19 protein-coding genes and 1 pseudogene are annotated in these 26,007 nt (G+C 69.5%); 9 read left to right on the top strand and 11 right to left on the bottom strand.

Annotation, left to right across the window (positions count from 1 at the left end; all coding sequences use genetic code 11):
• The first annotated feature begins 118 nt into the window (after positions 1 to 118).
• Complete coding sequence (locus tag MZTS_RS12980; RefSeq protein ID WP_192284163.1) at positions 119 to 1,015, top strand: ParB/RepB/Spo0J family partition protein; 897 nt, start codon at positions 119 to 121, stop codon at positions 1,013 to 1,015.
• 112 nt (positions 1,016 to 1,127) lie between these two features.
• On the opposite strand, the gene holA is transcribed toward MZTS_RS12980, so the two are convergent.
• On the bottom strand, positions 1,128 to 2,159 hold the full coding sequence (gene holA / locus MZTS_RS12985; RefSeq protein ID WP_009866291.1) for a DNA polymerase III subunit delta: 1,032 nt from the start codon (positions 2,157 to 2,159) through the stop codon (positions 1,128 to 1,130).
• 9 nt (positions 2,160 to 2,168) lie between these two features.
• Positions 2,169 to 2,723 (bottom strand): LPS assembly lipoprotein LptE, encoded by a 555-nt coding sequence (gene lptE, locus MZTS_RS12990; RefSeq protein WP_192284171.1) that lies wholly within the window; start codon positions 2,721 to 2,723, stop codon positions 2,169 to 2,171.
• Between the two features lie 390 nt (positions 2,724 to 3,113).
• Here lptE and MZTS_RS12995 point away from each other — a divergent pair, with 390 nt between their 5' ends.
• Both MZTS_RS12995 and MZTS_RS13000 read left to right on the top strand, forming a co-directional pair.
• Positions 3,114 to 3,455, top strand: a complete 342-nt coding sequence (locus MZTS_RS12995) for a hypothetical protein (protein WP_192284172.1) — start codon at positions 3,114 to 3,116, stop codon at positions 3,453 to 3,455.
• A gap of 125 nt (positions 3,456 to 3,580) precedes the next feature.
• Positions 3,581 to 4,693 carry a DUF2125 domain-containing protein gene (locus MZTS_RS13000; protein ID WP_192284164.1) on the top strand — a complete coding sequence of 371 codons (1,113 nt, stop codon included), beginning with the start codon at positions 3,581 to 3,583 and terminating at the stop codon, positions 4,691 to 4,693.
• 16 nt (positions 4,694 to 4,709) lie between these two features.
• Here the strand turns inward: MZTS_RS13000 and MZTS_RS13005 are convergent, their stop codons facing one another.
• The 7 genes and pseudogenes from MZTS_RS13005 to ispG all read right to left on the bottom strand — a co-directional run bounded on the left by MZTS_RS13005 (position 4,710) and on the right by ispG (position 14,861).
• Positions 4,710 to 5,648 (bottom strand): glycosyltransferase family 2 protein, encoded by a 939-nt coding sequence (locus tag MZTS_RS13005; RefSeq protein WP_009866575.1) that lies wholly within the window; start codon positions 5,646 to 5,648, stop codon positions 4,710 to 4,712.
• Positions 5,649 to 5,862: 214 nt separating this feature from the next.
• Positions 5,863 to 6,795: pseudogene (locus MZTS_RS13010) on the bottom strand (prephenate/arogenate dehydrogenase family protein); the annotation flags it as partial.
• Complete coding sequence (gene hisC / locus MZTS_RS13015) at positions 6,792 to 7,910, bottom strand: histidinol-phosphate transaminase (protein WP_192284165.1); 1,119 nt, start codon at positions 7,908 to 7,910, stop codon at positions 6,792 to 6,794. The gene hisC and the pseudogene MZTS_RS13010, both read right to left, overlap by 4 nt.
• A 160-nt stretch (positions 7,911 to 8,070) precedes the next feature.
• Positions 8,071 to 8,532: a hypothetical protein gene (locus tag MZTS_RS13020; protein ID WP_009866759.1), complete on the bottom strand. Its 462-nt coding sequence runs from the start codon at positions 8,530 to 8,532 to the stop codon at positions 8,071 to 8,073.
• Between the two features lie 116 nt (positions 8,533 to 8,648).
• Positions 8,649 to 10,880 carry a TonB-dependent siderophore receptor gene (locus MZTS_RS13025; protein WP_192284166.1) on the bottom strand — a complete coding sequence of 744 codons (2,232 nt, stop codon included), beginning with the start codon at positions 10,878 to 10,880 and terminating at the stop codon, positions 8,649 to 8,651.
• Between the two features lie 335 nt (positions 10,881 to 11,215).
• Positions 11,216 to 13,240 (bottom strand): potassium transporter Kup, encoded by a 2,025-nt coding sequence (locus MZTS_RS13030; protein WP_192284167.1) that lies wholly within the window; start codon positions 13,238 to 13,240, stop codon positions 11,216 to 11,218.
• 292 nt (positions 13,241 to 13,532) lie between these two features.
• Positions 13,533 to 14,861 carry a flavodoxin-dependent (E)-4-hydroxy-3-methylbut-2-enyl-diphosphate synthase gene (ispG, locus tag MZTS_RS13035; RefSeq protein ID WP_192284173.1) on the bottom strand — a complete coding sequence of 443 codons (1,329 nt, stop codon included), beginning with the start codon at positions 14,859 to 14,861 and terminating at the stop codon, positions 13,533 to 13,535.
• 332 nt (positions 14,862 to 15,193) lie between these two features.
• Here ispG and MZTS_RS13040 point away from each other — a divergent pair, with 332 nt between their 5' ends.
• The 5 genes from MZTS_RS13040 (at position 15,194) to MZTS_RS13060 (ending at position 22,885) form a co-directional block, all read left to right on the top strand.
• Positions 15,194 to 16,345: a patatin-like phospholipase family protein gene (locus tag MZTS_RS13040; protein ID WP_009867231.1), complete on the top strand. Its 1,152-nt coding sequence runs from the start codon at positions 15,194 to 15,196 to the stop codon at positions 16,343 to 16,345.
• Positions 16,346 to 16,520: 175 nt separating this feature from the next.
• Positions 16,521 to 17,549 (top strand): ArsR/SmtB family transcription factor, encoded by a 1,029-nt coding sequence (locus tag MZTS_RS13045; RefSeq protein WP_009867230.1) that lies wholly within the window; start codon positions 16,521 to 16,523, stop codon positions 17,547 to 17,549.
• Positions 17,550 to 17,597: 48 nt separating this feature from the next.
• Complete coding sequence (gene metF, locus MZTS_RS13050; RefSeq protein WP_009867229.1) at positions 17,598 to 18,518, top strand: methylenetetrahydrofolate reductase [NAD(P)H]; 921 nt, start codon at positions 17,598 to 17,600, stop codon at positions 18,516 to 18,518.
• 199 nt (positions 18,519 to 18,717) lie between these two features.
• Positions 18,718 to 22,470, top strand: a complete 3,753-nt coding sequence (metH, locus tag MZTS_RS13055) for a methionine synthase (protein WP_192284168.1) — start codon at positions 18,718 to 18,720, stop codon at positions 22,468 to 22,470.
• Positions 22,471 to 22,672: 202 nt separating this feature from the next.
• Positions 22,673 to 22,885, top strand: a complete 213-nt coding sequence (locus MZTS_RS13060) for a hypothetical protein (RefSeq protein ID WP_009863952.1) — start codon at positions 22,673 to 22,675, stop codon at positions 22,883 to 22,885.
• 3 nt (positions 22,886 to 22,888) lie between these two features.
• Here the strand turns inward: MZTS_RS13060 and MZTS_RS13065 are convergent, their stop codons facing one another.
• Entirely contained in the window at positions 22,889 to 24,094 is a 1,206-nt protein-coding gene (locus MZTS_RS13065; RefSeq protein ID WP_192284169.1) for a GNAT family N-acetyltransferase, read from the bottom strand.
• A gap of 329 nt (positions 24,095 to 24,423) precedes the next feature.
• On the opposite strand from MZTS_RS13065, the gene MZTS_RS13070 reads away from it, so the two are divergent.
• Positions 24,424 to 25,476 carry a polysaccharide deacetylase family protein gene (locus tag MZTS_RS13070; protein ID WP_192284174.1) on the top strand — a complete coding sequence of 351 codons (1,053 nt, stop codon included), beginning with the start codon at positions 24,424 to 24,426 and terminating at the stop codon, positions 25,474 to 25,476.
• A 14-nt stretch (positions 25,477 to 25,490) separates the two neighbouring features.
• On the opposite strand, the gene MZTS_RS13075 is transcribed toward MZTS_RS13070, so the two are convergent.
• Complete coding sequence (locus MZTS_RS13075; protein WP_192284170.1) at positions 25,491 to 25,919, bottom strand: hypothetical protein; 429 nt, start codon at positions 25,917 to 25,919, stop codon at positions 25,491 to 25,493.
• Positions 25,920 to 26,007 lie beyond the last annotated feature (88 nt).

A 26,007-nucleotide genomic window follows, 5' to 3' on the forward strand; every position in this document is an offset into this window, starting at 1 on the left:
GCCGCCTGAGTGCCCCTGGCGCTCCCGCTCCGGTCAGGCGGCAGGCAGCCCCTCGGATGGCGTCGAGTGTCGCGAGGCACGCTAACCCTTTCAAGAGTACGGAGTTTCAATCGTGGCGATGGCGGATGATACGGCGCGGCCGCGTCTCGGACGTGGCTTGGCGGCGCTGATCGGCGATTTCCCCGACACCGGATCGGAGGCGGCCTCCCGCGCCGCCGACCAGCCGCAGCGCAAGGTGGCGGTGGAGTTCCTGCGCCCGAACCCGCGCAACCCGCGCCGCCGCTTCTCCGAACCGGAACTCGACGAGCTGGCGGCCTCGATCCGCCAGCGCGGCGTGATTCAGCCGATCGTCGTCCGCGCCCTGTCCGGCGTGCCGGGCACCTTCGAGATCGTGGCCGGCGAGCGCCGCTGGCGTGCCGCACAGCGGGCCGGCCTCAACGAGGTGCCGGTGGTGATCGTCGAGATCGACGACCGCACCTCCCTCGAATACGCCATCTTGGAGAACGTCCAGCGCACCGACCTCAACGCCATCGAAGAGGCGGCCGGCTACGAGCGGTTGATGGGTGAATTCCAGTACACGCAGGCCGAGCTGGCCGATCTGCTCGGCAAGAGCCGCAGCCATCTCGCCAATACCCTGCGCCTGCTGCAGCTGCCGCCGCAGATCCAGGATCGAGTGATTGCCGGCGAGATCACCGCCGGGCATGGCCGGGCGCTCCTCTCCGTGCGCGATCCCGAGACGGTGGCGCGCCGCATCGTGGCCGAAGGCCTGTCAGTCCGCGAGGTCGAGGCCCTCGCCGCTGCGGAAGCCCCCATTGACGACGCCCCCCGCCCCGGCCGCCCACGCCGCTCGCCCGATTCCGACACCACCTTGCGGTCTCTGGAAGATGTGCTCGGCCGGGCCCTCGGCTACAGCGTCGCGGTGAAGGCCAAGGCGAGCGGGGAGGGCGAGATCCGCATCCGCTATGCCAGCGTCGAAGAGCGCGACGCGCTCTGCCGCAAGCTCGGCGGGGCTTGACGCCCGTCATCCGAGCGGCCGGGTCATAGCAGGCGGTAGCGCGCCGATACGGTAACCCGTTTGAATCGAGCGGCACCATATCAACCCCTCGAGCACCGGGTGCGACGGCGCGCTAATTCCGTCGCCGGGAGGCTTCGACGGCGATCCGCAGAAAGACGCCGAGCGCCTGCGCATGGGCCAGGTCGGGCTCGGAGCGGCGGCAGGCGAGCACTGTCTCCTGAAGCCAAGTGACGGCCTGCTGCAGAGCCGGGGCCGACCACCGGGCGAGTTGCGTTTCGGCCAGAGCCTTGCGCCGGAAATGCAGGCCGCGCCAATTGGCGACCAGCTGGCTGGCGCTGCCTCGCGGGTTGTCGAGGCGCAGGGCGAGCAGGGTGAGGGCGTGGCGCAGCCCGGCACCCAGCATGGCGGAGGGATCCATCCCCTCGTGGCGGAAGCGGCGATACTCGCGCTCGGCCTCGCTCGCGCGGCCGGCGAAGGCGGCGTCGATCAGCGCATTGAGGACGCTGGCACCGACATCGCTGACGATGGCCTCCACATCCTCGACGCCAACCGTTCCCTGGCCTCGGGCATAGAGGGCGAGCTTGCCGATCTCCGAGAGGCTGGCGCGGCGGTCGCTGCCGAGGCTGCCCGTCAGCAGATCGCGGGCATCGCGGTCGATGCGCAAGCCATCGTCCTGAAGCGTCCGCTCGATGAGATCGGCCAGGGTCCGCTCGTCATCCGGATAGCAGGGGAGGGCGAGCGCCCGCGCAGACCCCTCGCACAGGGTCCGCAGCGGAGCGGAGCGGCCGAGATCGCCGGCTTCCACCACAATGCGGGCTCCCTCGGTCGGGGCCTTCAGGACGGCATCGACGGCGGGTGCGTAGTTGCGGCTACCGGAGCGGACCCAGATCGTGCGGCTGCCACCGAACAGGCCGACGGTGCCGGCCTCGTCCACGAGCCGGCCCGGATCGGAGGCGAGGGCATCGCCGTCGATGCGGATCAGGGCGAAGGGATCGTCGGGGTCGCTGACCATGCCCCGGACCAGCCGCGTCGCCCGGTCCGCGACGAGGCCGGTATCGGGCCCATAGACCAGCACGACCGCGATGCGCGCATCGGGCCCGCGCCGGATCAGGCTTTCGATGTCGCCGGCCTTGACCGCCGTCATCCGCGACCGTCAGGGGTTCGGCTTGACGGCGAGAACGGAGGCAAGCCGCGTCTTGATCTGGTCGGCCAGCACCTTGGCGAGACGGATCTCCGCGTCGCGGGCGGCGCGCAGGGAGGCGAAGCGCTGGATCGAGCGGTCATAGGTCGCCGTGGACGTGGCGACGCCCTCGGTGAGGATGCGACGCCCGTCCATGCTCTCCAGCGAGAACTTCACGGTGCCGACGATGGTGCCGGCCTCTGCGCGCGCCGTGGTCGAGGAGACGATCGGGGTCTGGACCTGCTCGCTGCCCTGCATCTTCAGCCGGTAGCGCTTGGGCACCGCCGCTTGGCCGGACCCGTCGAGATCGAAGATCAGCTCGCTGCGCAGGTAATGCCCCAGCCGCTCCTGATCCTGGGCCATGTTCACGTCATCGACCTGAACGGAGGCGAGCAATCCCTGCATCGATTCGCCGGACGCGGTCGGCCCATAGAGCGGGCGGAAACAGGCCCCGAGATTCAGCGCCAAGCCCGCGGCGAGCGCGAGCCGCGCGATGCGAACCACCGGCCTGTTCGTTCCCAAAGCCATCGAACGCCCCAAGGCTGCTCCCCGCCGCACCATGACCCGGATTCCCTCGGAACCCGGCGCACGGCCTCGCTTTTACGGCAGGCTCCGCGCCCGGTCACCCTGGCACGGTCGTGGTTTACGAATGCTGTGCGGCGAGACGATGATCCGGTCCGCTGAACAAAGCGCCGCAGGCAGGTAGCCGGCCCCGTTTCTTGCGAATCCGCGCCGCGCTTCCCACCTTCTTTTCACACCCTTTTCTATTCCAGATCTGCGCCTTGACGGCGATTGGATGAGCGCGGTAGATTAGAACAAATGGCGAACAAACGAGCCCTGTCCTGGTCGGTCGCGCTCCGTGACCTGAAGGATGATCGATCTCGGAGAGCGGACGTGCGCGAGGAACGTCTCAGAACCATGGCGGGCCTGCGCGGTGCCGCCCCTCCCCTGAGCGCTTGGCGTGGGCGCTCGGGCCGGCGCTACGTCGTCGGCGTCCACGAACTCGCCGAGCCGGAGCTCGATGAGGTCGATGAGGCGGTGGTGATCGCGGTGCGGCGCGACGAGGCCGGCATCGCCGAGGCGGTCTCGATCACGGCCTCCGGCAGGGGGCCGCGCGAGCGCCTGCACCGCAACTGGCTCGCCCGGGCCCGGCAGAAGGGCGCGACCGAGATGCATGTCCACCGCCTGGCCGAGAGCGAGGAGGAGCGCCGCGCCGTGGTGGCCGATCTCGCCCTCGAGCCGGAGCAGGCCAACGCCTGATCGCTCTCCGCCCCTCTCCGCCCCGTGACAGCCGGGAAGGGGAGCAGACCTTGCTTTGCGCCGCCCCGGTCTTCAAACACGGGACCGCCCGGCCGGTCCCGCCGGGCCGCGCAGGAACGAGGCCGATGGCGCAGACACGCGAACCGATCCCCGGCGGACCCGCAGCTCGGCCGCGTAGACGGATCGGCCTGTTTCTTCCCTACATCCTGCTCGCCGCCATCGTCGTCGCCTGGACGGCGGCGTGGTTCTTCATCCGCGGCAAGGCGGAGAGCGAGATGGATGGCTGGCTCGCCCGTGAGGCGCAGGCCGGCCGCCAATGGACCTGCGCCGACCGCTCGATCACCGGCTTTCCCTTCCGCCTCGAACTGCGCTGCGCCTCCCTGCGCTTCGCCCGCTCCGACAGCGCCTTCACCCTTGGGCCGATCACCGTCGTGGTTCAGGTCTACGACCCACGCCACGCCGTCCTCGAAGCCACCGGGCCCTTCCATGTCGAGCAGGGCGACCTGACCGGGGACGTCACCTGGACGGCCCTGGAAGCCAGTTTCCACGCCGCCTCGAACGGCTTCAGCCGCGCCTCCGTGGTGGTGGACGGACCGAAGGGCCGGGTGCTCGGCGCCGATCCCGGCCCGATCGACTTCGCCGCTCAGCACCTCGAACTCCATGCCCGCCCCACCCCGGGCCGCTTCGAGAGCGAGGGTGCCGTCGATGTCAGCCTGCGCCTCGCCAAGGCCGCCGTGCCCCGGCTCGACGCCTTGAGCGGCGACACCGCGCCGGCCGATATCGATCTCGACACCACCCTGGAACAGGCCACCGTCCTGCGCACCGGCACCGTGGCACGGGAGTTGGAAACGTGGCGCCGTGCGGAGGGGCACCTCGACGTGACACGGCTCTCCGTCGCCAAGGGCGAACGGCGCCTCCAGGCCAAGGGCATCGTCGGCCTCGACGACGCGCATCGCCCGGAGGGACGCTTCGACATCCGTGCGGCGGGGCTGGAGGCCCTGGTCGGGCAGGTGATGGGTCAGCGCTTCGGCGCCGATAAGGGCGCCCTCATCGGCAACATCGTCGGCCAATTCCTGGGCGGCCTGCGCAAGCGCGAGGGCAATGCCGGGGAGGCGCAGGCGGCCGAGGATGCCGGCCCCAACGGCCTCAAGCCCCTGCCGACGCTCCGCCTGACCGATGGCCGGCTGATGCTCGGCCCCTTCGCCGTACCGAACGTGGTGCTGCCGGCCCTGTACTGAGACGGAGGCCCTCGCCCTACCAGGGCCGGGCCGCTCCGAAGATCCTGCGCTGGAGGAAGCGCCCCGCCGCCTCGATCCGAGGCCGGTGCAGGTGGCGCAGGCGCCAGCGCCGATGCTCCTGCGGCGAGACCGGCCGCCCGAGTTCCGGCACCCCGGTATAGCGGCTCCGCAACCGCGCGGCCTCGGCCGGCGCGACTGCGTCGGCATAGGCCAGGAGGTGGCGCATCTCGTCGAGGGTCGGCCCGGTCCAGCCCGCCGTGCGGGGGCAGGGCTCGGATTCGGCGAGGCGGCCGGGGGAGGGCAGGGGATAGTGCAAGGGATAGTGGTTGAGGCGGATCTCGCCCTGGCGCACGCCGAGGACGGCGCCGGGACGCTCCGGGTCCACCTCGGCCGGGCTGAAATCGCTCATCAGCCGCTCGCCCTGCACCAGCTCCGCCCAAGGAGCGTCACGGATCGCAGCGATGGCGCCCTGCCGGTAGATCGAGGTGACGAGGCGGTTATCCTCGCTCTCCGCCGTCGCCCCACGGGGGAACCGGCGCAGCAGCAGATCGGTGGCCGGAGCCTGCGGCTCCGCGGTGTCGAAGGTGCGCCGGTTGATCACCACCGCGCCGGCATGGGCCGGGATGCGGGCGAGCCAAGCATCGAGGCCGCGTCCGGGGGCCGGCATCAGGAACTCGTCGGCTTCGAGGAAGGCGGCGAAGCGGAACAGCCGCGCCCGCGAGGCGAGGAAATGGTTGTAGGCCGCGAATTTCGGCGTGCAGTCGAGGCGCGTCGGGCAGGGCAGGGTGATGACGCCGAGATCGGCATGGAGCCTCAGGAGCGCCGCCGCCGCCGGGTCGAGGCCGTTGTCGTAGATCACGACATGGCGCACGCCGACGGCCCGGTGGAAGGCGAGCCACTCGGTCAGGTCGGGGGCCGCGCCTTCGATGACGGCGACGATGGCGAATGTCCGCATCGCGGCGCCTTTCCTCTCAGCGTTCGGTTTCGGTGAGTTTATCGGCGGAGGGGATGTTGAATTTGTGCACCCATGGCTTCTCTGGCCATGCCTCATGGGTCTTGTAGGATGCCTGGAAGAGCAATTTCCCTTCGGAGAAGATCCGATCCTTCGGCAGGTTTTCTTTTGAGAACGTCTGGGACGGCTCGCCGAGTTTCACTTCCATGAAGCGATGGCTTGCCTCGGTGCTCGGTGCCTCGACCCGCGCCCGACCGAAATCCGGCGCTGCGGTTTCCTGGCCCATGGCGACGATGCCCCGGCGGATCGCCCGGGTGCGGGTGAACAGGTCGTGCAGCGCCTCACCGTCGCCCCAGCGGATCGCCCGGGACAGGGCGGAGAGATCCTCGTTGAAGCGCCCGAGCATCTCCAGCACCGCGTCGCGGTTGGTCAGGAAGATGTCGCGCCACATGGTCGGGTCGGAGGCGGCGATGCGGGTGAAGTCGCGAAAGCCGCCGGCGGAGAACTTGATGACCTCCGACTGCGTGACCTCCTCGAGATCGGCGGCCGTGCCGACGATGTTGTAGGCGATCAGATGCGGCACGTGGCTGGTGATGGCGAGCACGAGGTCGTGGTGTTCGGGCGTCATCGTCTCGACGATGGCGCCCAGGCCCTGCCAGAGCCCCCGCACCCGCTCCACCGCCGCCTCGTCCGTGCCCTCCGCCGGGGTGAGGATGCACCAGCGATTGCCGAACAGGGTGGCGAAGCCGGAATCCGGACCGGAATACTCGGTGCCGGCCACCGGATGGGCCGGTACGAACGGGTTTTGCCCGGACAGATGCGGCGCCACCGCCACCACCACCGCGGCCTTGACCGAGCCGACATCGGAGACGACGGCGCCGGGCTTGAGATGCGGCGCGATCTGCGCCGCCACCTCGCCGATGGCGCCGACCGGCACGCAGAGGATCACGAGGTCGGCCCCCGCCACCGCCGCCGCCTCGGTGCTCGCCAGTTCGGCCAGTTCCAGGGCCTTCACCCGCTCGACCACCTGAGGGTCGCGGTCGATCGCCACGATCTCGCGGGCGAGCCCGTAGGCCCGCGCCCCGCGGGCGATCGAGGAGCCGATCAGGCCGAGGCCGACGATGGCGAGGCGGGGAAGGGCCTCGCTCACGTTCTGTCTCCGCTGAGGAAGCCCGCCAGCGCGCCGACGAAGGCGCGGTTGGCCTCTTCGCCGCCGACCGTCACCCGGAGGGCATGGGGCAGGCCGTAGGAGCTGACGCGGCGCACGATCACCCCGGCCTGGGTCAGATACGCATCCGCCTCCGCCGCCGTGCGGCCGGGGGCGTCCGAGAAGTGGACGAGCAGGAAGTTGCCGACGCTCGGCGTCACGCTCAGCCCCAACGCCTCGACCTCCCGGGTGAGCCAAGCGAGCCACTGGTCGTTATGGGCGACCGCTGCCGCGACATGGGCCTCATCGGCAATCGCCGCCGCCCCGGCGGCGATGGCGCCGGCCGAGACGTTGAAGGGGCCCCGGATACGGTTGAGCGCATCCACCACCGCCTCGGGCCCGACCATCCAGCCGATGCGCTGCGCCGCGAGCCCGTGGATCTTCGAGAAGGTGCGGGTCATCACGACGTTCGGCGCATCGAGCGCCAGTTCGAGCCCGGCGGTGTAGTCGTTGGCGCGCACGTATTCGGCGTAGGCCCCGTCGAGCACCAGCAGCACGTTGCCGGGCAGGCCGGCATGCAGGCGGCGCACCTCCTCGAAGGGCAGGTAGGTGCCGGTCGGGTTGTTGGGGTTGGCGAGATAGACGATCCGGGTGCGCGGCGTCACCGCGGCGAGGATCGCATCGACATCCGCCGTGAGGTTCGTCTCCGGCGCCACCACCGGCGTGCCGCCCGCCGTGAGGATGGCGATGCGGTACACGAGGAAGCCGTGCGCGCAGAAGATGCCCTCGTCGCCGGGGCCGACGAAGGCCAGCGCCAGCAGGGTGAGCAGTTCGTCCGAGCCGGCGCCGCAGACGATGCGGGCCGGATCCAGGCCGTAGCGGCTGGCGATCGCCGTGCGCAGGCGCGTCGCGCTGCCGTCCGGATACAGCGCGAGGGTGGCGGCCTCCGCCTGAAGGGCCTCGACGGCACGGGGGCTCGGGCCGAGCGGCGTCTCGTTGGAGGAGAGCTTATGGATCTTCGCCACACCCGGCGCGGCGCTCTTGCCGGGCACATAGGCCTCGATGGCGAGCACGCCGGGGCGGGGCTGGGGGCGAAGGGCGGATTCGGGTGCGGACATGGGCCAGGGCCAACGAGTCAGGACGGACGACAAAGGGTCCGGCCGTCCCTCTACAGCATTTCGCGCGAGGGGGGAGCCGCCTCGCTCGGAGGAGACTCGTCCCGGCGGCGGATCGCCCATGCGCCGGACAGTCGAGACGCCGGCGGCCGAACCGGCGCCTCTACGGCTGCGCCGGCTTGCTTCCAGGCGCGGCGGGCGCCTCGCCCGACCCCGGCGGCAGCAGCACGTTCTTGGCGACGCTGCCCTCCGGCCCGTACTCGCCGGCCACCGCGAGGCAGGATTGCTCGCGGTTGAGATTCATCTGGTTGGACATCAGCGAGAAGATGCCCATGACCCGGCCGCCGAAGGGGCCGCGCGGGCTCACATCCGCCAGGGTCGTGTTCTGCTTGGCCAGCAGCGCCTCGAATTGCGGCGTGCCGAGCTGATAACCGCACACATTGACCGCCGAGAAGATGTAGGCGGCGAATTCCAGCGCCCGCGGGTTCGGCGCGTTGCGGATCGGCCGGGGGGGCGCGGCATCCTTCGGAGCCTCCTGCGCCGGCGGCGGGGCGGTGTCCTGCGCCGCAACCGGCCAGGCGAGGCCGCCGATCAGGAGGGCGGCGATGAGGGGGCGGACGGTCATGGCGTTTCGGCGTTCCTCGGGAGCGGACTCTCACGATCCGCTTAGGAACTCGGAGATAGCCCGGTCGCCCGCTCCCTCCAAGCGCGTGCAGGGCCCCGACGGGGCCCTGCGGCGTCTCACCACCGGTAGCTCACGCTGGCCAGCACCCGGCGGGCCTCGCCGTAGAAGCAGGAATTGGCCGATTGGCAGGAGGTGACGAAGCGCCGGTCGCCGAGATTGGCGGCGGTGATCGCCATGCGCCAGCGGTCCCAGTTGTAATGCACGGTCGCATCGAACAGGACGTAATCGGGCACCTTCAGATTGTTGAGCTGGTCGGCGTAGGAGCGCCCGACATAGCGCACGCCACCGCCGAAGCCGAAGCCGCGCCAATCGCCGAACGGGATCGTGTAATCGGCAAAGATCGAGGCGAAGGTCTCCGGGACGTTGGTCGGCGTCCTGCCGACGAGGTCGGCCAGGGCGGCATCGCGGACCTTGGTGTACTCGATGTCGTAGTGGGTCACCGCCGCGACGACGTTCAGGCCCTCGGCGAGGGAGGCGACGAACTGCCCCTCGATGCCGCGTGAGCGCACGGTGCCGAGCTGGGTGCTGCCGAAGCCGACCAGGACCGGGAAGGGCGGGTTGTCCCGCACGAGGTCGAAGGCGGCGATGTTGAGCGAGAAGCGCTCGCCGACCGGCTCGATCTTGACGCCGACCTCGATCTGCTCGCCCCGATCCGGCACGAGGGCCGCCCCGGTGATCGCGTCCGAGCCGATCTGCGGCTGGAACGAGGTCGAGTAGGCGACGTAGGGGGCGATGCCCGGATCGAAATTGTAGAGGAGCGCGATGCGGCCGGTGAGCGCCGTGTCCGTTCGGGACGTGCTCGTACCCGGCGCGAGCTTCTTCAGGACGTCGCTCTCGGCGATGTCGTAGCGCAGGCCGCCGATCAGGCTCAGGCGGTCGGTGAGCTTGATCTGGTCCTGGGCGTAGAATCCGAGCTGCTGGAAGCTGTTGACGTCGACCTGATAGGGCAGGGGACGGCCGACGATCTGCCCGTAGACCGGGTTGAGGATGCTGAGGTTGGGCCCAGGGAAGAGCGAGGCCTGATTGTCGTAGAGCGAGTAATTCTTGTAGTCGATGCCGAGCAACAGGTCGTGGTGGAAATAGCCGTCGAAGAAGCGAGCCTCGGCCTGGTTGTCGACCTGGAACAGGCTGACCTTGTCGCTGTACTGGAACTGGTAGCGGGCGAGCTGCGTCTGCGCCGCATCGGCGTAGCCGATCTGGCCGATATACGAGTTCTGGGTGGCGTCGCTGAACGAGTAGCGGAAGTTCTGGCGGAGGGTCCACACGTCGTTGACCGCGTGCTCGAACTCGTAGCCGGCGAAAACCTGCTCGCGCTGGAAGCTGTTGATGCGCGGATCACCCACGTTGAGGGAGCGGTCGATGCGCAGGCCGCTCAGGTTGGGCCGGACGGTGCCGGAATAGGGCAGGAAGTTCGCGGTGACCGCGCTCGCGTCGCGCTGGTAGCTCGTCAGCACCGTGAAGGAGGTGCCCGCATCCGGGCGCCACGTGAAGGCGGGGGCGATGTAGGCGCGATCCGAATCCGCCCCCTCGACCTGGGTGCCGCCCTGCCGGCCGATGCCGGTGAGGCGATAGAACAGGTGGCCCGAATCGTCGGCCGGGCCGCCCACGTCGAAGGCGCCGTAGACCTGTCCGAACGAGCCACCGGCGATCTCGACAGTGCCGAACGGCGTCAGCGTCGGGCGCTTGGTGATCTGGTTGACGATGCCGCCGGGATTGCCGGCGCCGAACAGCACGGCGGCGGGGCCGCGCAGCACCTCGATCCGCTCCAGGCCGAAGGTCTCCGTCTTGAGCGTGCCGAAGCCGTAATTCAGGAGTTGCAGGCCGTCCTTGTAGATGCCGTAGTCGCTCGCCACGAAGCCGCGCAGGGTGAAGAAATCCACCCGCTCGTCGGCGCCGTAGACGCCGGAATAGATGCCGGCGGTGTATTGCGTCGCCTGGGTCAGCGTCTGCGCCCCCTGCGCGTCGATCTGCTCGCGGCCGATCACGGTGATCGCCTGGGGGGTCTCGATCAGGGGCGTGTTGGTCTTGGTCGCGGTCACCGAGCGGGTGGCGACGTAGCCTGCGACCGGCCCGCGGGGATCCTCGGGCGCCGCGCGCCCATCCGCACCGCGCTGCGCGGTCTGGCCACCGGTCGCCGCACCCCGGCCGCTGCCCTCGACGGACAGTTCCTCAAGACGGGTCGAGGCCTGCTGCGCGGTGGCGCCGGCTGTCAGGGCCATCAGCGAGGCACCCGCCAGGACCATCGTCCGCAGGCTGCGGACGCCGACGAGAGAGTGAACCGGCCTCATCACTTCGACCCCATGTCGCCAACGCAGCCGACAGCCTCCGCAGACGAGGCGGAACAGGGCAGGCCGGTTGTTTGGAATTATGCTAAACTGTTGGCGTTACTTGCTTTTCGTGAGTCCAGGGGTACGACTCACTTTTTGGTGCCGCAAGTCGGTCGCGCGCAAATCAACGCCCTGTCGCCATCGGGCAACAGAATCGCGCACAATCTTTCGTTGAGACAACGCAGCGACCACCGCTCCTGCGGGAGTCCGAACGGACTTCGCAGGGTCAAATTCGACCGATCTGGCGGGGTTGAAGCCGCGCCACCATCTGGACGCGGCCTTCGGCGGAGACGGTCCTAGACCGTCACCTGGGTGCCGACCTCGACGACGCGGCCGGTCGGGATCTGGAAGAAGTCCGTCGCGTCGTTGGCGTTCTTGGCCAGGGTGATGAAGATCCGGTCCTGCCAGAGCGGCATGCCGGAATGGGCCGCCGGACGGATCGAGCGGCGCGACAGGAAGAACGAGGTCGACATGATGTCGAACTTGAAGCCCTCGCGCTTGAGCAGCGCCAGGGTGCGCGGGATGTTGGGCGTCTCCATGAAGCCGAAGCGCATCACCACCCGGTAGAAGCCGAAGCCCACAGGTGCGATGCGCACGCGCTCGGCCAGGGGGACGCGAGGCCGGTCCATGGTCTCGACGGTGAGCACCACGTTCTTCTCGTGGATCACCTTGTTGTGCTTCATGTTGTGCAGGAGCGCGGCGGGGGCGATCTCCGGGTCGCTGGTGAGGAAGACGGCAGTGCCCTTGACCCGCTGGTAGGAGGTGCTCTTCTCCAGCATGCCGACGAGCTCGATCAGCGGCACGTCGGTCTTGCGGGTCTTGTTGAACAGGATGGTGACGCCGCGCACCCAGGTCCACATCATCAGCATCAGGCCGCCAGCCAGCATCAGCGGCACGTAACCGCCCTCGTGGATCTTCAGCAGGTTCGAGAGCAGGAACAGGAATTCGAGCACGATGAAGGGCATCAGCACCGCCGCCGCGACGAGCGGGGCGAGGCGCACGACCTTCCACAGCACCACATAGGCCATGCTGGCGGTGAGCAGCATCGTGCCGGTCACGGCGATGCCGTAGGCGGAGGCGAGCGCCGAGGAGGAGCGGAAGGTCACCGCCAGCACCACGACGCCGAGGCCGAGCAGGGTGTTGATCTGCGGCAGGTAGATCTGGCCCGAATGCGCCTCCGAGGTGTGGCGGATCTCCATGCGCGGCAGCATGCCGAGCTGGATCGCCTGCCGCGACAGGGAGAAGGCGCCGGTGATCACCGCCTGACTCGCCGTGACCGTGGCAAGGGTCGCCAGCAGCACCATGGGGATCAGGCCCCATTCCGGCACGAGCTGGTAGAACGGGTCGGTCGTCTCCGGCTTGGCCAGCACGAGGGCGGTCTGGCCGAGATAGTTGAGGACGAGGCTCGGCGCGACGAGGCCGAGCCACGCCACCTGGATCGGGCGTCGCCCGAAATGGCCGAGATCGGCGAACAGGGCCTCGGCCCCGGTCACCGCCAGGAACACGGCGCCGAGCGCCACCAGTGCCCCCGTGCCGTGGCCGAGCAGGTAATGCACGGCGTACCAGGGATTGAAGGCGGCGAGCACGCCGGGATTGCCGGCGATGTGGGGCAGGGCCGCCGCCGCCATCGACAGGAACCACACCACCATGGCCGGGCCGAAGAAGGTCGCGACCCGGGCGGTGCCGTGGCTCTGGACCGCGAACAGGCCGACGATGATCGCCACCGTGATCGGCAGCACGTAATCGTCGAAGGCGGGGGTGACGAGCTTCAGCCCCTCCACCGCCGAGAGCACCGAGATCGCGGGCGTGATGACGGAATCGCCGTAGAACAGCGAGGCGCCCAGGAGCCCCAGCATGAACACGACCTTGGAGCCGCCGAGCGCGTGGCGGGCCTGGGCCATCAGCGAGAGGATGCCGCCCTCGCCGTTGTTGTCCATGCGCAGCAGGATCGCGACGTACTTGATCGTCACGATCAATAGCAGCGCCCAGATGATCAGCGAGGCGGTGCCGATCACCTCCTCCGGCAGCAAAATCCCGTCGGTGCGCGCAGGAGCCAGCGCCTCGCGGAAGGCATAGAGCGGGCTGGTGCCGATATCGCCGTAGACGACGCCGACCGAGCCGACCGTCAGCGCCCAGAAGCCGGTCTTGGCGTGGCCGTGCGCCTCCTCCTGCGTCGCGTCGTGCGCCCCCGCCGACGCCGTGACCGGGCCGCCCTCGCCGGGCGCCGGGCCAGCCGCAGGAGCAGCGGCGGCCGGGTCGTCCGCCAGGCTGGAACCGGCGGCACTCGCTCCGGCGGAACTTGGGCTGTCAGGCTGGGTCATCGGGCAGGCGTGCCTGGGCTCGCGCGTCGTCCAGCCGGATGTGCCGGAGCCGCATGAAAGGAATGCGTCGAAGATGCGGATCGATGCGCGCCGGGGCGCAGGGCGCCCTTGAGTCGGCCGGCGCGTCGTCCGATCAGACAGGACGGAGAGCCCCTGTCGGGCTCGCGGCGGGAGACACAGGACATGCTCGGCTCCCAAGGCACGGGCCGGGCGTTACGGCGGCCCGCTCGCAGGCGCGAGATTGCCCCTCGAAACAGAAAGGTGGCCGTCTCCGGCCACCTCGCGACAAGGCTCACTCGGCGGCGTCGCGCTTGCCCTGGCCGAAGCGGCGCTCGATGTAATCGATCACGATGGTCTCGAAGTCCTTGGCCAGCGTCGCGCCGCGCAGGGTCATCGCCTTCTTGCCGTCGATGAAGACCGGGGCGCTCGGGCTCTCGCCGGTGCCGGGCAGGGAGATGCCGATATCGGCATGCTTCGATTCGCCCGGGCCGTTGACGATGCAGCCCATCACCGCGACGTTGAGGCCCTCGACCCCCGGATAGGTCTTCTTCCACTCCGGCATGGAGGTGGTGATCCAGTTCTGGATGTCGCGGGCCAGTTCCTGGAAGGTGGTGGAGGTCGTCCGGCCGCAGCCCGGGCAGGCCGCGACGAGCGGGACGAAGGTGCGGAAGCCCATGGTCTGCAGGAGTTCCTGCGCCGCCTTCACCTCCACGGTGCGGTCGCCGCCGGGCTCCGGCGTCAGCGAGTAGCGGATCGTGTCGCCGATGCCTTCCTGCAGCAGCACGCCGATGGCGGCGGAGGCGGCGACGATGCCCTTCGAGCCCATGCCGGCCTCGGTCAGGCCGAGATGGATCGCGTAATCCGAGCGCCGCGCCACCTCGCGATAGACCGCGATCAGATCCTGCACCGCCGAAACCTTCGCGGACAGGATGATCCGGTCCTTCGGCAGGCCGAGGGCGACGGCGCGGTCGGCGGAGGTCAGTGCCGACTGCACCATCGCCTCGCGCATCACCGCGCGGGCATCGATGGGCTTGGGCGACTTGGCGTTCTCATCCATCAGGTGCGTCAGCAGCTCGCCGTCGAGGGAGCCCCAGTTCGCGCCGATGCGGACCGTCTTGCCGTACTTGATCGCCTGCTCGACGATGGTCGAGAACTGGACGTCCTTCTTCTCCTTGAAGCCGACATTGCCCGGATTGATCCGGTACTTGGCCAGCGCCTCGGCGCAAGCCGGATGGTCGGAGAGAAGCTTGTGGCCGATATAGTGGAAATCGCCCACCAGCGGCACGTGCACGCCGATGCGGTCGAGCCGCTCGCGGATCTTCGGCACCGCCGCCGCCGCCTCGTCGCGGTCGACGGTGATGCGCACCAATTCCGAGCCGACCCGGGCGAGCTGGGCCACCTGCGCGACCGTGGCGTCGATGTCGGCGGTGTCGGTGTTGGTCATCGACTGCACGACGATCGGAGCGCCGCCGCCGACGGTGACCGCCCCTTCGCCTTCGCCGACCTTCACGCCGACGGTGCGGTGGCGTGGTGCCGGCCCGGCGATCTCCGGCCCTGTCATGTTCGGGCTCTGGGAGTCGAGCGGGTTTGCCAGGGCGTCGGGAGCTTCCATGACTTCCATCGTGCCTTCGCGGGTCAACCTGTCATCCGCGCGTGCCGGCCGGGTCGTCCCGCAGGCGCGGGGACGATCCTATCCGAATCCGGCGCGATCCGCGACCGGCCGCCGCGCCCGCGCGCGGGCTGACAGGACGCAGCATGCCTCAATCGTGAGGCGCTTCCATGTCGTATCCGGATCAGGATGTCGAGCGTGTGGCGTGCGGATGCAAGGATGCCGGCCCCGCTCCACGCTCTATTCTGTCCTGCATCGCCCGCCCGCGGGGCAAAGAACCGCACGAGCCGGGCTACCGCATTGCACCATCTGAGGATGCACCGCAACAATTCAGGCGAGGCACGATGGACAGGATCATCTCGGAGCAGACAGCCGCCGGAGACGCGGGGACCGCCCCCACGCCCGACGATGCCCACAATCCGGCGACGGCGGTCCCGATCCCCATCGCCGATTCGACCCGCGTGAACCACGACTTCCGGGGCTTGGCCGGGCCGCGCGCCGAGAAGGCGGTCTCCCTGGCGCTTCAGGGCGGCGGCTCGCACGGCGCCTTCACCTGGGGCGTGCTCGACGCCCTGATCGAGGACGGGCGCATCGCCTTCGAGGCGGTGACGGGGGCCAGTGCAGGAGCGATGAACGCCGTCGTCCTGGTCGACGGCTGGCTCGCGGGCGGCCCGGACGGCGCGCGCGCGGCCCTGGAACAGTTCTGGCGTGAGGCGAGCCTGGATGCCGACCTGAAGCCCGTGCAGCAGAGCTGGATCGACGGCTTCTTCCACATCTGGAAGGGCAATCCCTTCGTCGAGGCGTGGCTGAAAGCGCTCAATCCCGGCCCCTATGCCGGCAACCCGCTCAACATCAACCCCTTACGCGGAGCGCTGGAACGCACCGTCGATTTCGAGCGCCTGCGCGGCGCCGAGACCGCCAACGTGTTCGTCTCGGCCACCAATGTCTGGACCGGCAAGCTCGCCGTGTTCGAGCGCGAGCACCTGACGGTCGACCACCTGATGGCCTCGGCCTGCCTGCCGACGGTGTTCCAGGCGGTCGAGATCGACGGCGTGCCCTATTGGGACGGCGGCTATCTCGGCAACCCCGCCCTCTACCCGCTGCACGGGGCGAGCACCCGCGACATCCTGTTGGTGCAGATCAATCCGGTGGAGCGCCGGGAGACGCCCCGCTCGGCCCGCGACATCCAGAACCGGCTCAACGAGATCACCTTCAACGCCAACCTGATGCGGGAATTGCGCGCCATCGATTTCGTGCACGGCCTGATCGACGAGGGCGGGCAGGCGGTGCCCGGCCTGGAGCGCGTCTTCCTCCACCGCATCGACGGGACCGACCTGCTGGAGGACTACGCCGCCTCCTCCCGGCTCGATGCCCGCTGGCGGATCATCGAGCGCCTGCGCGACAAGGGCCGGGCGGCGGCCAGGACCTGGCTGGACGACGGCTATGCCGAGGTCGGGCTGCGCTGCACCCTCGATCTGAAGCAGGCCTACCAGTAGCGGCTCGAAGCCGTCGCATACGGGTGCCAAGCGCTCGTCGCCCGTCATCCGGGTTCCGCTCCGCGGCCCCGGAACGGTGAGGGTCGTTCGATGGGGGCGGGGCCAGCCGACGTAACACAAGCATGGGCCGCAAAATCGCTTGCCACCGGGCCGCTACGCACATAAAGATATCTTTATGTCTAGCGAGAGCAGCTCGAAGAACAGTCCCATCCCGGTCCCGGTGCCCTTCGCCGAGGCGCTCGCCGTGTTGCGGGCGGCGGCGGAGGAGACGCGGCTGCGCATTCTCGCCCTGCTCGCCGAGGGTGAGTTGTCGGTCTCCGACCTCACCGACATCCTCGGCCAGTCGCAGCCGCGCATCTCGCGCCACCTCAAGCTTCTGGTCGAGTCGGGCCTGATCGAGCGTCACCGCGAAGGCGCCTGGGCCTTCTTCCGCCTGCGCGAGGCGGCCCTCGGCTACGTCGAGCCGCTGATCGCCGCCCTGGAGCGTTCGGCCCCGCCGCTCTCGGAGGATCGCGCCCGGCTCGATTCGGTCCGGGCCCAGCGGGCTGAAGCGGCGCAGTCCTTCTTCGCCCGGCTCGCCCCGAAATGGGACGGGCTGCGCTCCCTGCACGTGCCCGAGGCGACCGTCGAGGCGGCGGTGCTCGACGTGCTGGGCGATCGGCCGATCGGCCACGTGGTCGATCTCGGCACCGGCACCGGCAAGATGCTCGGCCTGCTCGCACCGCGGGCGACCCGCGCCACCGGGCTCGATTCGAGCCACGCCATGCTCTCGGTCGCCCGCGCCAATCTCGAACGGCTCGGCCTGTCGCGGGTCGATCTGCGCCAGGGCGACATCCACGCGCCGCCCTTCGGGCGCGGCGGCTTCGACCTCGTGGTGCTGCACCAAGTCCTGCATTATCTGGACGACCCGGCGCGGGCGCTCCGCGAAGCGGCCCGCCTCGTCGCGCCGGGCGGGCGCCTGCTGGTGGTCGATTTCGCCCCGCACAATCTCGAGCAATTGCGCGAGGCCCAAGCCCATCGCCGCCTCGGCTTCGCGGCGGAACAGGTCGCCGGCTGGCTGGTCCAGGCCGGCCTGAGCGATGTCGAGAGCCGCGACCTCGCCCCCGAGGACGGCACCGAACTGCCTCTCACCGTCACGCTCTGGCTGGCGCACGACGCCTCCGCCGGCCTCGCGGCGGTCGATCCCGAACGCGCCGTGGCCTGAGCCGGCGGCCCTCACGACCAAACGACCTTCAGGAGAAGGGACGAGACGATGCCCAGCACCTCCCGACACCGCGCCAGCCGCGACGGCTTCCGCCCGATCCGCGTCTCCATCGAGTTCTTCCCGCCCAAGACCGAGGAGATGGAGAAGATCCTCTGGTCCTCGATCGAGCGCCTCGCGCCGCTGCAGCCGAAATTCGTCTCGGTGACCTACGGCGCGGGCGGCTCGACCCGCGAGCGCACCCACAACACCGTGGCGCGCATGGTGCGCGAGACGACCCTGAAGCCCGCCGCCCACCTCACCTGCGTCGATGCGACGAAGGAGGAGATCGACGCGGTGGTGCAGTCCTACTGGGAGGCGGGCGTGCGCCACATCGTGGCCCTGCGCGGCGATCCGGCCGAGGGCGTCGGCCACGCCTACCGGCCCCATCCCGGCGGCTACGCCACCACCGCCGACCTCGTCGCCGGCATCAAGCGGATCGGCGACTTCAAGGTCTCGGTCTCGGCCTACCCCGAGAAGCACCCGGAGGCGGCCTCGCTCGACGCCGATATCGACGTGCTGAAGGCCAAGGTCGATGCCGGCGCCGACCAAGCGATCACCCAGTTCTTCTTCGATAACGAGATCTACCTGCGCTACCGCGACAAGGTCCGCGCCGCCGGCATCGACGTCCCGATCATCCCCGGCATCCTGCCGGTGCAGAACTTCAAGCAGGCGGCCAATTTCGCCCGCCGTACCGGCGCCTCGGTGCCCTATTGGCTCGCCGCCCGCTTCGAGGGTCTCGACAACGACGTCGAGACCCGCCGCCTCGTGGCGGCGGCGGTCGCCGCCGAGCAGGTGCTCGACCTCGTCGATGAGGGCGTGGAGGACTTCCACTTCTACTCGATGAACCGCTCGGATCTCGTCTACGCGATCTGCCACCTGCTCGGCCTGCGTTCCCAGGCGCCGGCCAAGCCGGCGGCGAAGGCGGCCTGACCCCTCGCTTCCACACACCTGACCCTCCTCCTGAGGCGCCCGCGTCAGCGGGCCTCGAAGGAGGGCTCCAGGGATCACTGCGCTCTCTGGAGGTCTCCTCCGAGGCCTCCGCTTCGCTCCGGCACCTCAGGATGGGGTGGGTTGATGCGACCGACGCTTTCGGTCATCGCCGTTCCGGAAAATCCCAGGATCGTCTGACATGACCGCCTTCCCCCCCGTCGACGGCACCGAGATCGAGCGCGCGCTGCGCCAGCGCGCCTCGGAAAAGATCCTCGTCCTCGACGGGGCGATGGGCACGGTGATCCAGCGGCTGAAGTTCACCGAGGAGGATTTCCGGGGTGAGCGGTTCAAGGATCACGGCCACGATCAGAAGGGCAACAACGACCTCCTGATCCTGACCCAGCCCGATGCGATCCGGCAGATCCACCTCGACTATTTCCTCGCCGGCGCCGATGTCTGCGAGACCAACACCTTCTCCGGCACCACGATCGCCCAGGCCGATTACGGCATGGAATCGATCATCCATGAGTTGAACGCGGAGGGCGCGCGCCTCGCCCGCGAGGCGGCCAAGCTCGCCGAGGCGAAGGACGGTCGCCGCCGCTTCGTGGCCGGCGCCATCGGCCCGACCAACCGCACGCTGTCGATCTCGCCGGACGTCAACAATCCGGGCTACCGCGCCGTCACCTTCGATCAGGTCAAGCAGGCCTATGTCGAGCAGGTGCGCGGCCTGATCGACGGCGGCGCCGAACTCATCCTGATCGAGACGATCTTCGACACCCTGAACGCCAAGGCGGCCATCGCCGCCGCGTGGCAGGTGTTCGAGGAGACCGGCATCAAGCTGCCGATCCAGATCTCGGGCACCATCACCGACCTGTCGGGCCGCACCCTATCGGGCCAGACGCCGGCGGCGTTCTGGAATTCGCTGCGCCATGCGAGCCCGCTGACCTTCGGCCTCAACTGCGCCCTCGGGGCCAAGGAGATGCGCGGCCACATCGCCGAGCTGTCGCGCCTCTGCGACACCCTGGTCTGCGCCTATCCGAATGCCGGTCTGCCCAACGAATTCGGCCTCTACGACGAGAGCCCGGAGGCGATGGGCAAGCTCGTCGGCGAGTTCGCCGAATCGGGCCTCGTCAACATGGTCGGCGGCTGCTGCGGCACCACCCCGGACCATATCCGCGCCATCGCCGAGGCCGTGGCCGACAAGACCCCGCGCGAGATTCCCGAGATCCCGCGCCTGATGCGCCTGTCGGGCCTGGAGCCGTTCGTGCTCACGAAGGAGATCCCCTTCGTGAACGTCGGCGAGCGCACCAACGTCACCGGCTCGGCCAAGTTCAGAAAGCTCATCACCAACGGCGATTACGCCGCCGCGCTCGATGTCGCCCGCGATCAGGTCGCGGCGGGCGCCCAGGTGATCGACGTCAACATGGACGAGGGCCTGCTCGACTCGCAGAAGGCGATGGTCGAGTTCCTCAATCTCGTGGCCGCCGAACCCGACATCGCCCGGGTGCCGGTGATGGTCGATTCCTCGAAATTCGAGGTGATCGAGGCCGGCCTCAAATGCCTCCAGGGCAAGCCGATCGTGAACTCGATCTCCATGAAGGAGGGCGAGGAGAAGTTCATCGAGACCGCCCGGATCTGCCGCTCCTACGGCGCCGCGGTGGTCGTGATGGCCTTCGACGAGCAGGGGCAGGCCGATTCCTACGAGCGCAAGGTCGAGATCTGCACCAAGGCCTACAAGATCCTGACCGAGCAGGTCGGCTTCCCGCCGGAAGACATCATCTTCGACCCGAACATCTTTGCCGTGGCCACGGGTATCGAAGAGCACAACCCCTACGGCGTCGCCTTCATCGAAGCCACGCGGACGATCCGGGAAACCCTGCCCCACGCCCACATCTCCGGCGGCGTCTCGAACCTGTCGTTTGCCTTCCGCGGCAACGAGCCGGTGCGCGAGGCGATGCACGCCGTGTTCCTGTTCCACTGCATCAAGGCCGGCATGGACATGGGCATCGTCAATGCCGGCCAGCTCGCGGTCTACGATGAGATCCCGGCGGAGCTGCGCGAGCTGTGCGAGGACGTCGTCCTCAACCGGCGCGAGGATGCCACCGAGCGCCTGCTGGAGGCCGCCGAGCGGTTCAAGACCGGCGCCTCGGCCCAGGCCAAGACCGCCGACCTCTCCTGGCGCGAGGCCCCGGTCGAGAAGCGCATCGAGCATGCGCTGGTCAACGGCATCACCGAGTACATTGTCGCCGACACGGAAGAGGCGCGACAGAAAGCGGAGCGCCCGCTCCACGTCATCGAGGGCCCGCTGATGGCCGGCATGAACGTGGTCGGCGACCTGTTCGGGTCGGGCAAGATGTTCCTGCCGCAGGTGGTGAAGTCCGCCCGCGTGATGAAGCAGGCGGTGGCCTATCTCGAACCCTTCATGGAGGAGGAGAAGCGGGCCAACGGGGGCACCGGGCAGCGCCAGGCCGCCGGCAAGGTGCTGATGGCCACCGTGAAGGGCGACGTCCACGACATCGGCAAGAACATCGTCGGCGTGGTTCTGGCCTGCAACAACTACGAGATCATCGATCTCGGCGTGATGGTGCCGGCCGCCAAGATCCTCGAGACCGCGAAAAAAGAGAACGTCGACATCATCGGCCTCTCCGGCCTCATCACGCCCTCCCTCGACGAGATGGTCCACGTCGCCTCCGAGATGGAGCGCGAGGGGATGGAGATGCCGCTCTTGATCGGCGGCGCCACCACCAGCCGCGTGCATACGGCGGTGAAGATCCATCCGGCCTACGAAAAGGGGCAGGCGGTCTACGTGACCGATGCGAGCCGCGCCGTCGGCGTGGTGTCGAGCCTGATCTCGAAGGAGACCCGCGGGACCACCATCGAGAAGGTGCGGGCGGAATACGCCAAGGTCGCCGACGCGCATCGCCGCTCGGAGGCCGACAAGCAACGGCTGCCGCTCGCCAAGGCCCGCGCCAACGCCTTCAAGATCGATTGGTCGGCCTACAAGCCGGTCAAGCCCAGCTTCACCGGCACCCGCGTCTACGGCTCCTACGAGGTGGCGGACCTCGTCCCCTATATCGATTGGACTCCGTTCCTGCAGACCTACGAGTTCAAGGGCCGCTTCCCCGCCATCCTCGACGACCCGGAGCAGGGCCCGGCCGCCCGCGCCCTGTTCGAGGACGCGCAGGCGATGCTCAAGCAGATCGTGGAGGAGCGCTGGTTCAACCCGAAGGCGGTGATCGGCTTCTGGCCGGCCAACAGCGTCGGCGACGACATCCGGCTCTATACCGGCGAGAGCCGGCAGGAGACGCTCGCCACCTTCCACGGCCTGCGCCAGCAGCTCTCGAAGCGCGACGGGCGCGCCAACACCTCGATCTCCGACTTCGTGGCGCCGGCCGAGACGGGCCTCGCCGACTACGTCGGGGCCTTCGTGGTGACGGCGGGCCTGGAGGAGGTGCGCATCGCCGAGCGGTTCGAGCGGGCCAACGACGATTACCGCTCGATCCTGGTGAAGGCTCTGGCCGACCGCATCGCCGAGGCCTTCGCCGAGCGGATGCATGAGCGCGTCCGCAAGGAGTTCTGGGGGTACGCCGCGAACGAGAGCTTCACCCCCGACGAATTGGTCCACGAGAAGTACGACGGCATCCGCCCGGCGCCGGGCTATCCGGCCCAGCCCGACCATACCGAGAAGGTCACGCTGTTCGATCTGCTCAAGGCGGAGAGCCGCATCGGCGTGAAGCTCACCGAGTCCTACGCCATGTGGCCGGGCTCCTCGGTCTCGGGCCTCTACCTCGCCCACCCGGAGGCGCATTACTTCGGCGTCGCCAAGGTCGAGCGCGATCAGGTCGAGGATTATGCCCTGCGCAAAGGCATGGATGTCGCCGCGGTCGAGCGCTGGCTCGGGCCGATCCTCAACTACGACCCCGCCCGCTACCTCAAGGCGGCGGCCGAATAGGCAGGCCCGCGCAAGCCCCCCACGTCATCGGCGGCCCTTCCAATCAGGGTGTCGGCGATGGCGTGGGGCGCGGCGTGCTCAAAGTCACACCCGTCGCCGGATCGCCCCGGCTCCCCCACTTTCCCCTTGCCGAACGGCGGCGGGGCGCGGCACGCCAGACCTCTTTCCCGCGGGGACGCCCCGCCTTCGACAGGAAGTCCCGATGCGCCCCACGCTCCTCATCGCCGCCGCGGTCCTGGCCCTCGGCCTCGGCGCCTGCAACAGCACGGATTCCGGCGGCCCCGGCCTGTCCTCGGCCTTCGATGCCAGCAACTACCGCAGCTCCAGCGACACCAACGGCACCCAGACCCGTCGGGACGTGAACCGCGCCTACACGCAGCCCTCGCTGCCTTCGATCGCCAATCGCGGCTTCTGATCCTCAGCGTCCTCGCCGCAACCGCCGCAGGCTCTGAACCGCTGCCCAGAGCCGCGGCGAACGCTTGATCCGGTGCTTGAGCCGGATCCCGGCCCCAGAGGCCAGGACGAGCAGGTGGCTGGCCGGGCTCACCGGCACCACCTGCTCGACCAGTTCGATGGTCTCGTCGCAGGTCTTGGCCTTGTAGCCCGCCTCGCCGACGCCGAGGTCGAGCGCCCGGCGGCCCCGCGCCGCCTGCTGGCCGACGAGACGGTGCAGCAGGATCTCGCCGGGGCTGAACCGGCCGAGTTCGGGGTCGGTGTCGAACGAGGTCCACATCCCGCAGAACCGCGCCGCATCGACCGCGCCGCCGAAGGTCGCCAGGATGCGCCCGCTCTTCGTCGCCACCAGGGCATGGACCTCGATGGCCGGGGCCGTGCCCTCCGCGCCCGGCGCGGTCGCGGCGGCGATGAAGCGGCGGATCCCGGCCGCCGCGTAGGGGTCGGCGATGCCGAGGCCGGTGAAACGCGCCGCCTTCTGCGCGTAGAAGGCGGCCTGAATCTCGGCCGCCGCCTCCGGCGTCCCGGCGATGCGGTGCTCGACCGGGCCCAGGGCCTCCACGAGCTTGCGCTCCTTCGCCCTGAGCTTCTTGCGGGTATCGCCGCTGAACACCCGGCGCAGGGTCGCCTCCGCATCGGGGCCGAGCAGCATGCCGTAGGCATCGCTCGGGGCCGGCAGGCCGCGGGCGCTCAGGGGGTTCGGCACCCCGTCCCAGAAGCGCGGCTGGTTGCGGAAGGTGAAGGCATCGATGCCCGCCGCGCGGCCCGCCCGCACCAGTGCCTCGGTCAGATCCTCCGGCCGCATCGCCGCCGCCTCGCGGGAGGCGAAGAGCGGCATGTGGAAATTGGCGTGCCGGTCGCCGACCACCCGGGCGATCCGGAGAGGCCCCCGGCGTCCCACGGTGAGCGGGATCAGCAGGCGGGCGCGCCCACCCTCGTCCCGCAGCACCAGGATCCGCGTCGCCTCGCCCGCATCGATCCCGGCTCCGAGATAGGCCGCCACCCAGTCGAAGCGTTGATAGGGCGTCATCAGAACCGCCGGATCGGATTCGAGCGCCCGCCACAGCCCCTCGGCCGCCGCGAGATCGGTGAAGACCTCCGCTTCCATGACGCCGCGGGCACGGCTCCGCGCGCGCAGCGGCCGACCCAAATCCTCGGCGAGAGCCGCCATGCCCGTCATCCCCCCGGCACGGAGGCCCGGCTCCACTTCGGCCGGGCCCGAACAAAAACAAGAATGCGAAAACACCTGCCGGGGACCCTCGCCGCCTATCCTCAAACTCCGGTTGACGGGGCCGGGCGACCTGCGGGGATGGGTAACGAAAGCTTTTCGCGTCGTCTGCTGGAGCATTTTCCGCGGAAGTGGTTGCCGGTTCCGCGAGAGAAAATGCGGCACGATCAAGCGCCTAGAGCATTTTTCGTGATCCAAGGATCATGGAAAATGCTCTAGCCTCAAGGCTGCCGCAACGCCGCCGGCGCTCCCGAGAAAGCGTGTCGCGCCCCATGCTCTCGCCCCGCACCCGTCACCGCCTGTTCCGCGCCGGCTTCCGTGCCGTGGCCGCGACCGGTGCCGACCGCTGGCTCGCTCCCGCAGCCCGCGGGCGCGGTCTGATCCTCACCTTCCACCATGTCCGGCCGGAGCCGGCCCCGGCCTTCGCGCCCAATGCCCTGCTGTCGATCACCCCCGATTTCCTCGACCGGACGCTGCGCCGGCTCGCCGACCGGGGCTTCGAGCTGATCGGCCTCGACCATGTGCCCGAGCGGCTCGCCGCCCCGGCGAACGGGCGTCCCTTCGCGGTGCTCACCTTCGATGACGGCTATCGCGACAATGTCGAACAGGCCCGCCCGGTGCTCGCCCGGCACGGTGCCCCCTGGACCCTGTTCGTCACCACCGACTTCGCCGACGGGCGCGGGCGGCTGTGGTGGATCGAGCTGGAGCGGGCCATCGCCCGGCTCGACACGGTGCGGCTCCCCTCCGGGCCCGTGCTGCCGGCGCGGACGCCAGCGCAGAAGAGCGCGGCCTTCGAGACGGTTTACCGAATCCTGCGCGCGGGCCCGGAGGAGATTCTGCTGGAGGAGATCGCCCGCCTCTGCCGCGAGGCCGGCTTCGTGGCCGGCAGCCTCGCCTCCGCCCTCTGCCTGGGCTGGGACGCCCTGCGCGATCTCGCCCGTGATCCGGGCGTCACCATCGGTGCCCACACCCTGTCGCACCCGATGCTTGCTAAGCACGGGGCCGCCTTCGCGGAGCGGGAGATTGCGGAGAGCCGCGCGCGGATCGAGGCGGAACTGGGCCGCCCGGTGCGCCATCTGTCCTATCCGGTCGGCGACCCGACCTCGGCGGGCATCCGCGAGTTCGGAATGGCCCGTCACCTCGGCTTCACGACCGCCGTGACGACCCGGCCGGGTCACCTCTTCGCCGAGCACGCGGAGCATTGCCACGCCCTGCCGCGGGTCTCGGTGAACGGGCTGCACCAGACCGACGCGGCGCTGGCGAGCCTGCTCTCCGGCGTGCCGTTCCTGGCCTGGAACCGGGGGCGCCGGCTCAACGTGGCATGAGGGAAGGCGCCCGGTCAGCGACGGCGGCGGCGCGGGCGCGACGTGCCGGAATCGGTCTCGGACGACCCGCTCTCGGCGCTGCCGACATCGAAACTGGCACTGGCCCGGCCGTGGCGGCGGCCGTAACGCCCCCGCCGTCCCCTGCGCGCGGGCTCGACATCGGGCTCCTCGACGGAGGGAATGCCGGGGATCGTCGCGGTCGTCGCGACCGAGGTCGTGCTGGCGGTGGTGTCGCTCGTGCTGACATAGCCGCCGCCGCTCGCGATGTTCCGGGCCGGCGGGCCGAACATGGCGAGGCATTGATTGTAGGCGAGGTCGTTCTTGAGCCGCTCGCACTCCGCCATCGAGCGCGGCGTTCCCTGAGCCAGGGCCGGAACGGCAAGCGTCAGGAGGCAGGCGGAGAGGAGAAGCTGCGGCCGGAACGGGGACAGACGACGGCGCATGGGCGACGGGCGACCTTCGGAAGCGAACCTTGAGCGTAGAGCGTCGAGCCTTGTCGCGGGGGAGTGCGGCGAAAAACGTATGGCCCGC

Origin of the sequence: Methylorubrum zatmanii (genome assembly GCF_014845115.1) — a bacterium.
Taxonomy (GTDB): Bacteria; Pseudomonadota; Alphaproteobacteria; order Rhizobiales; family Beijerinckiaceae; genus Methylobacterium; species Methylobacterium zatmanii.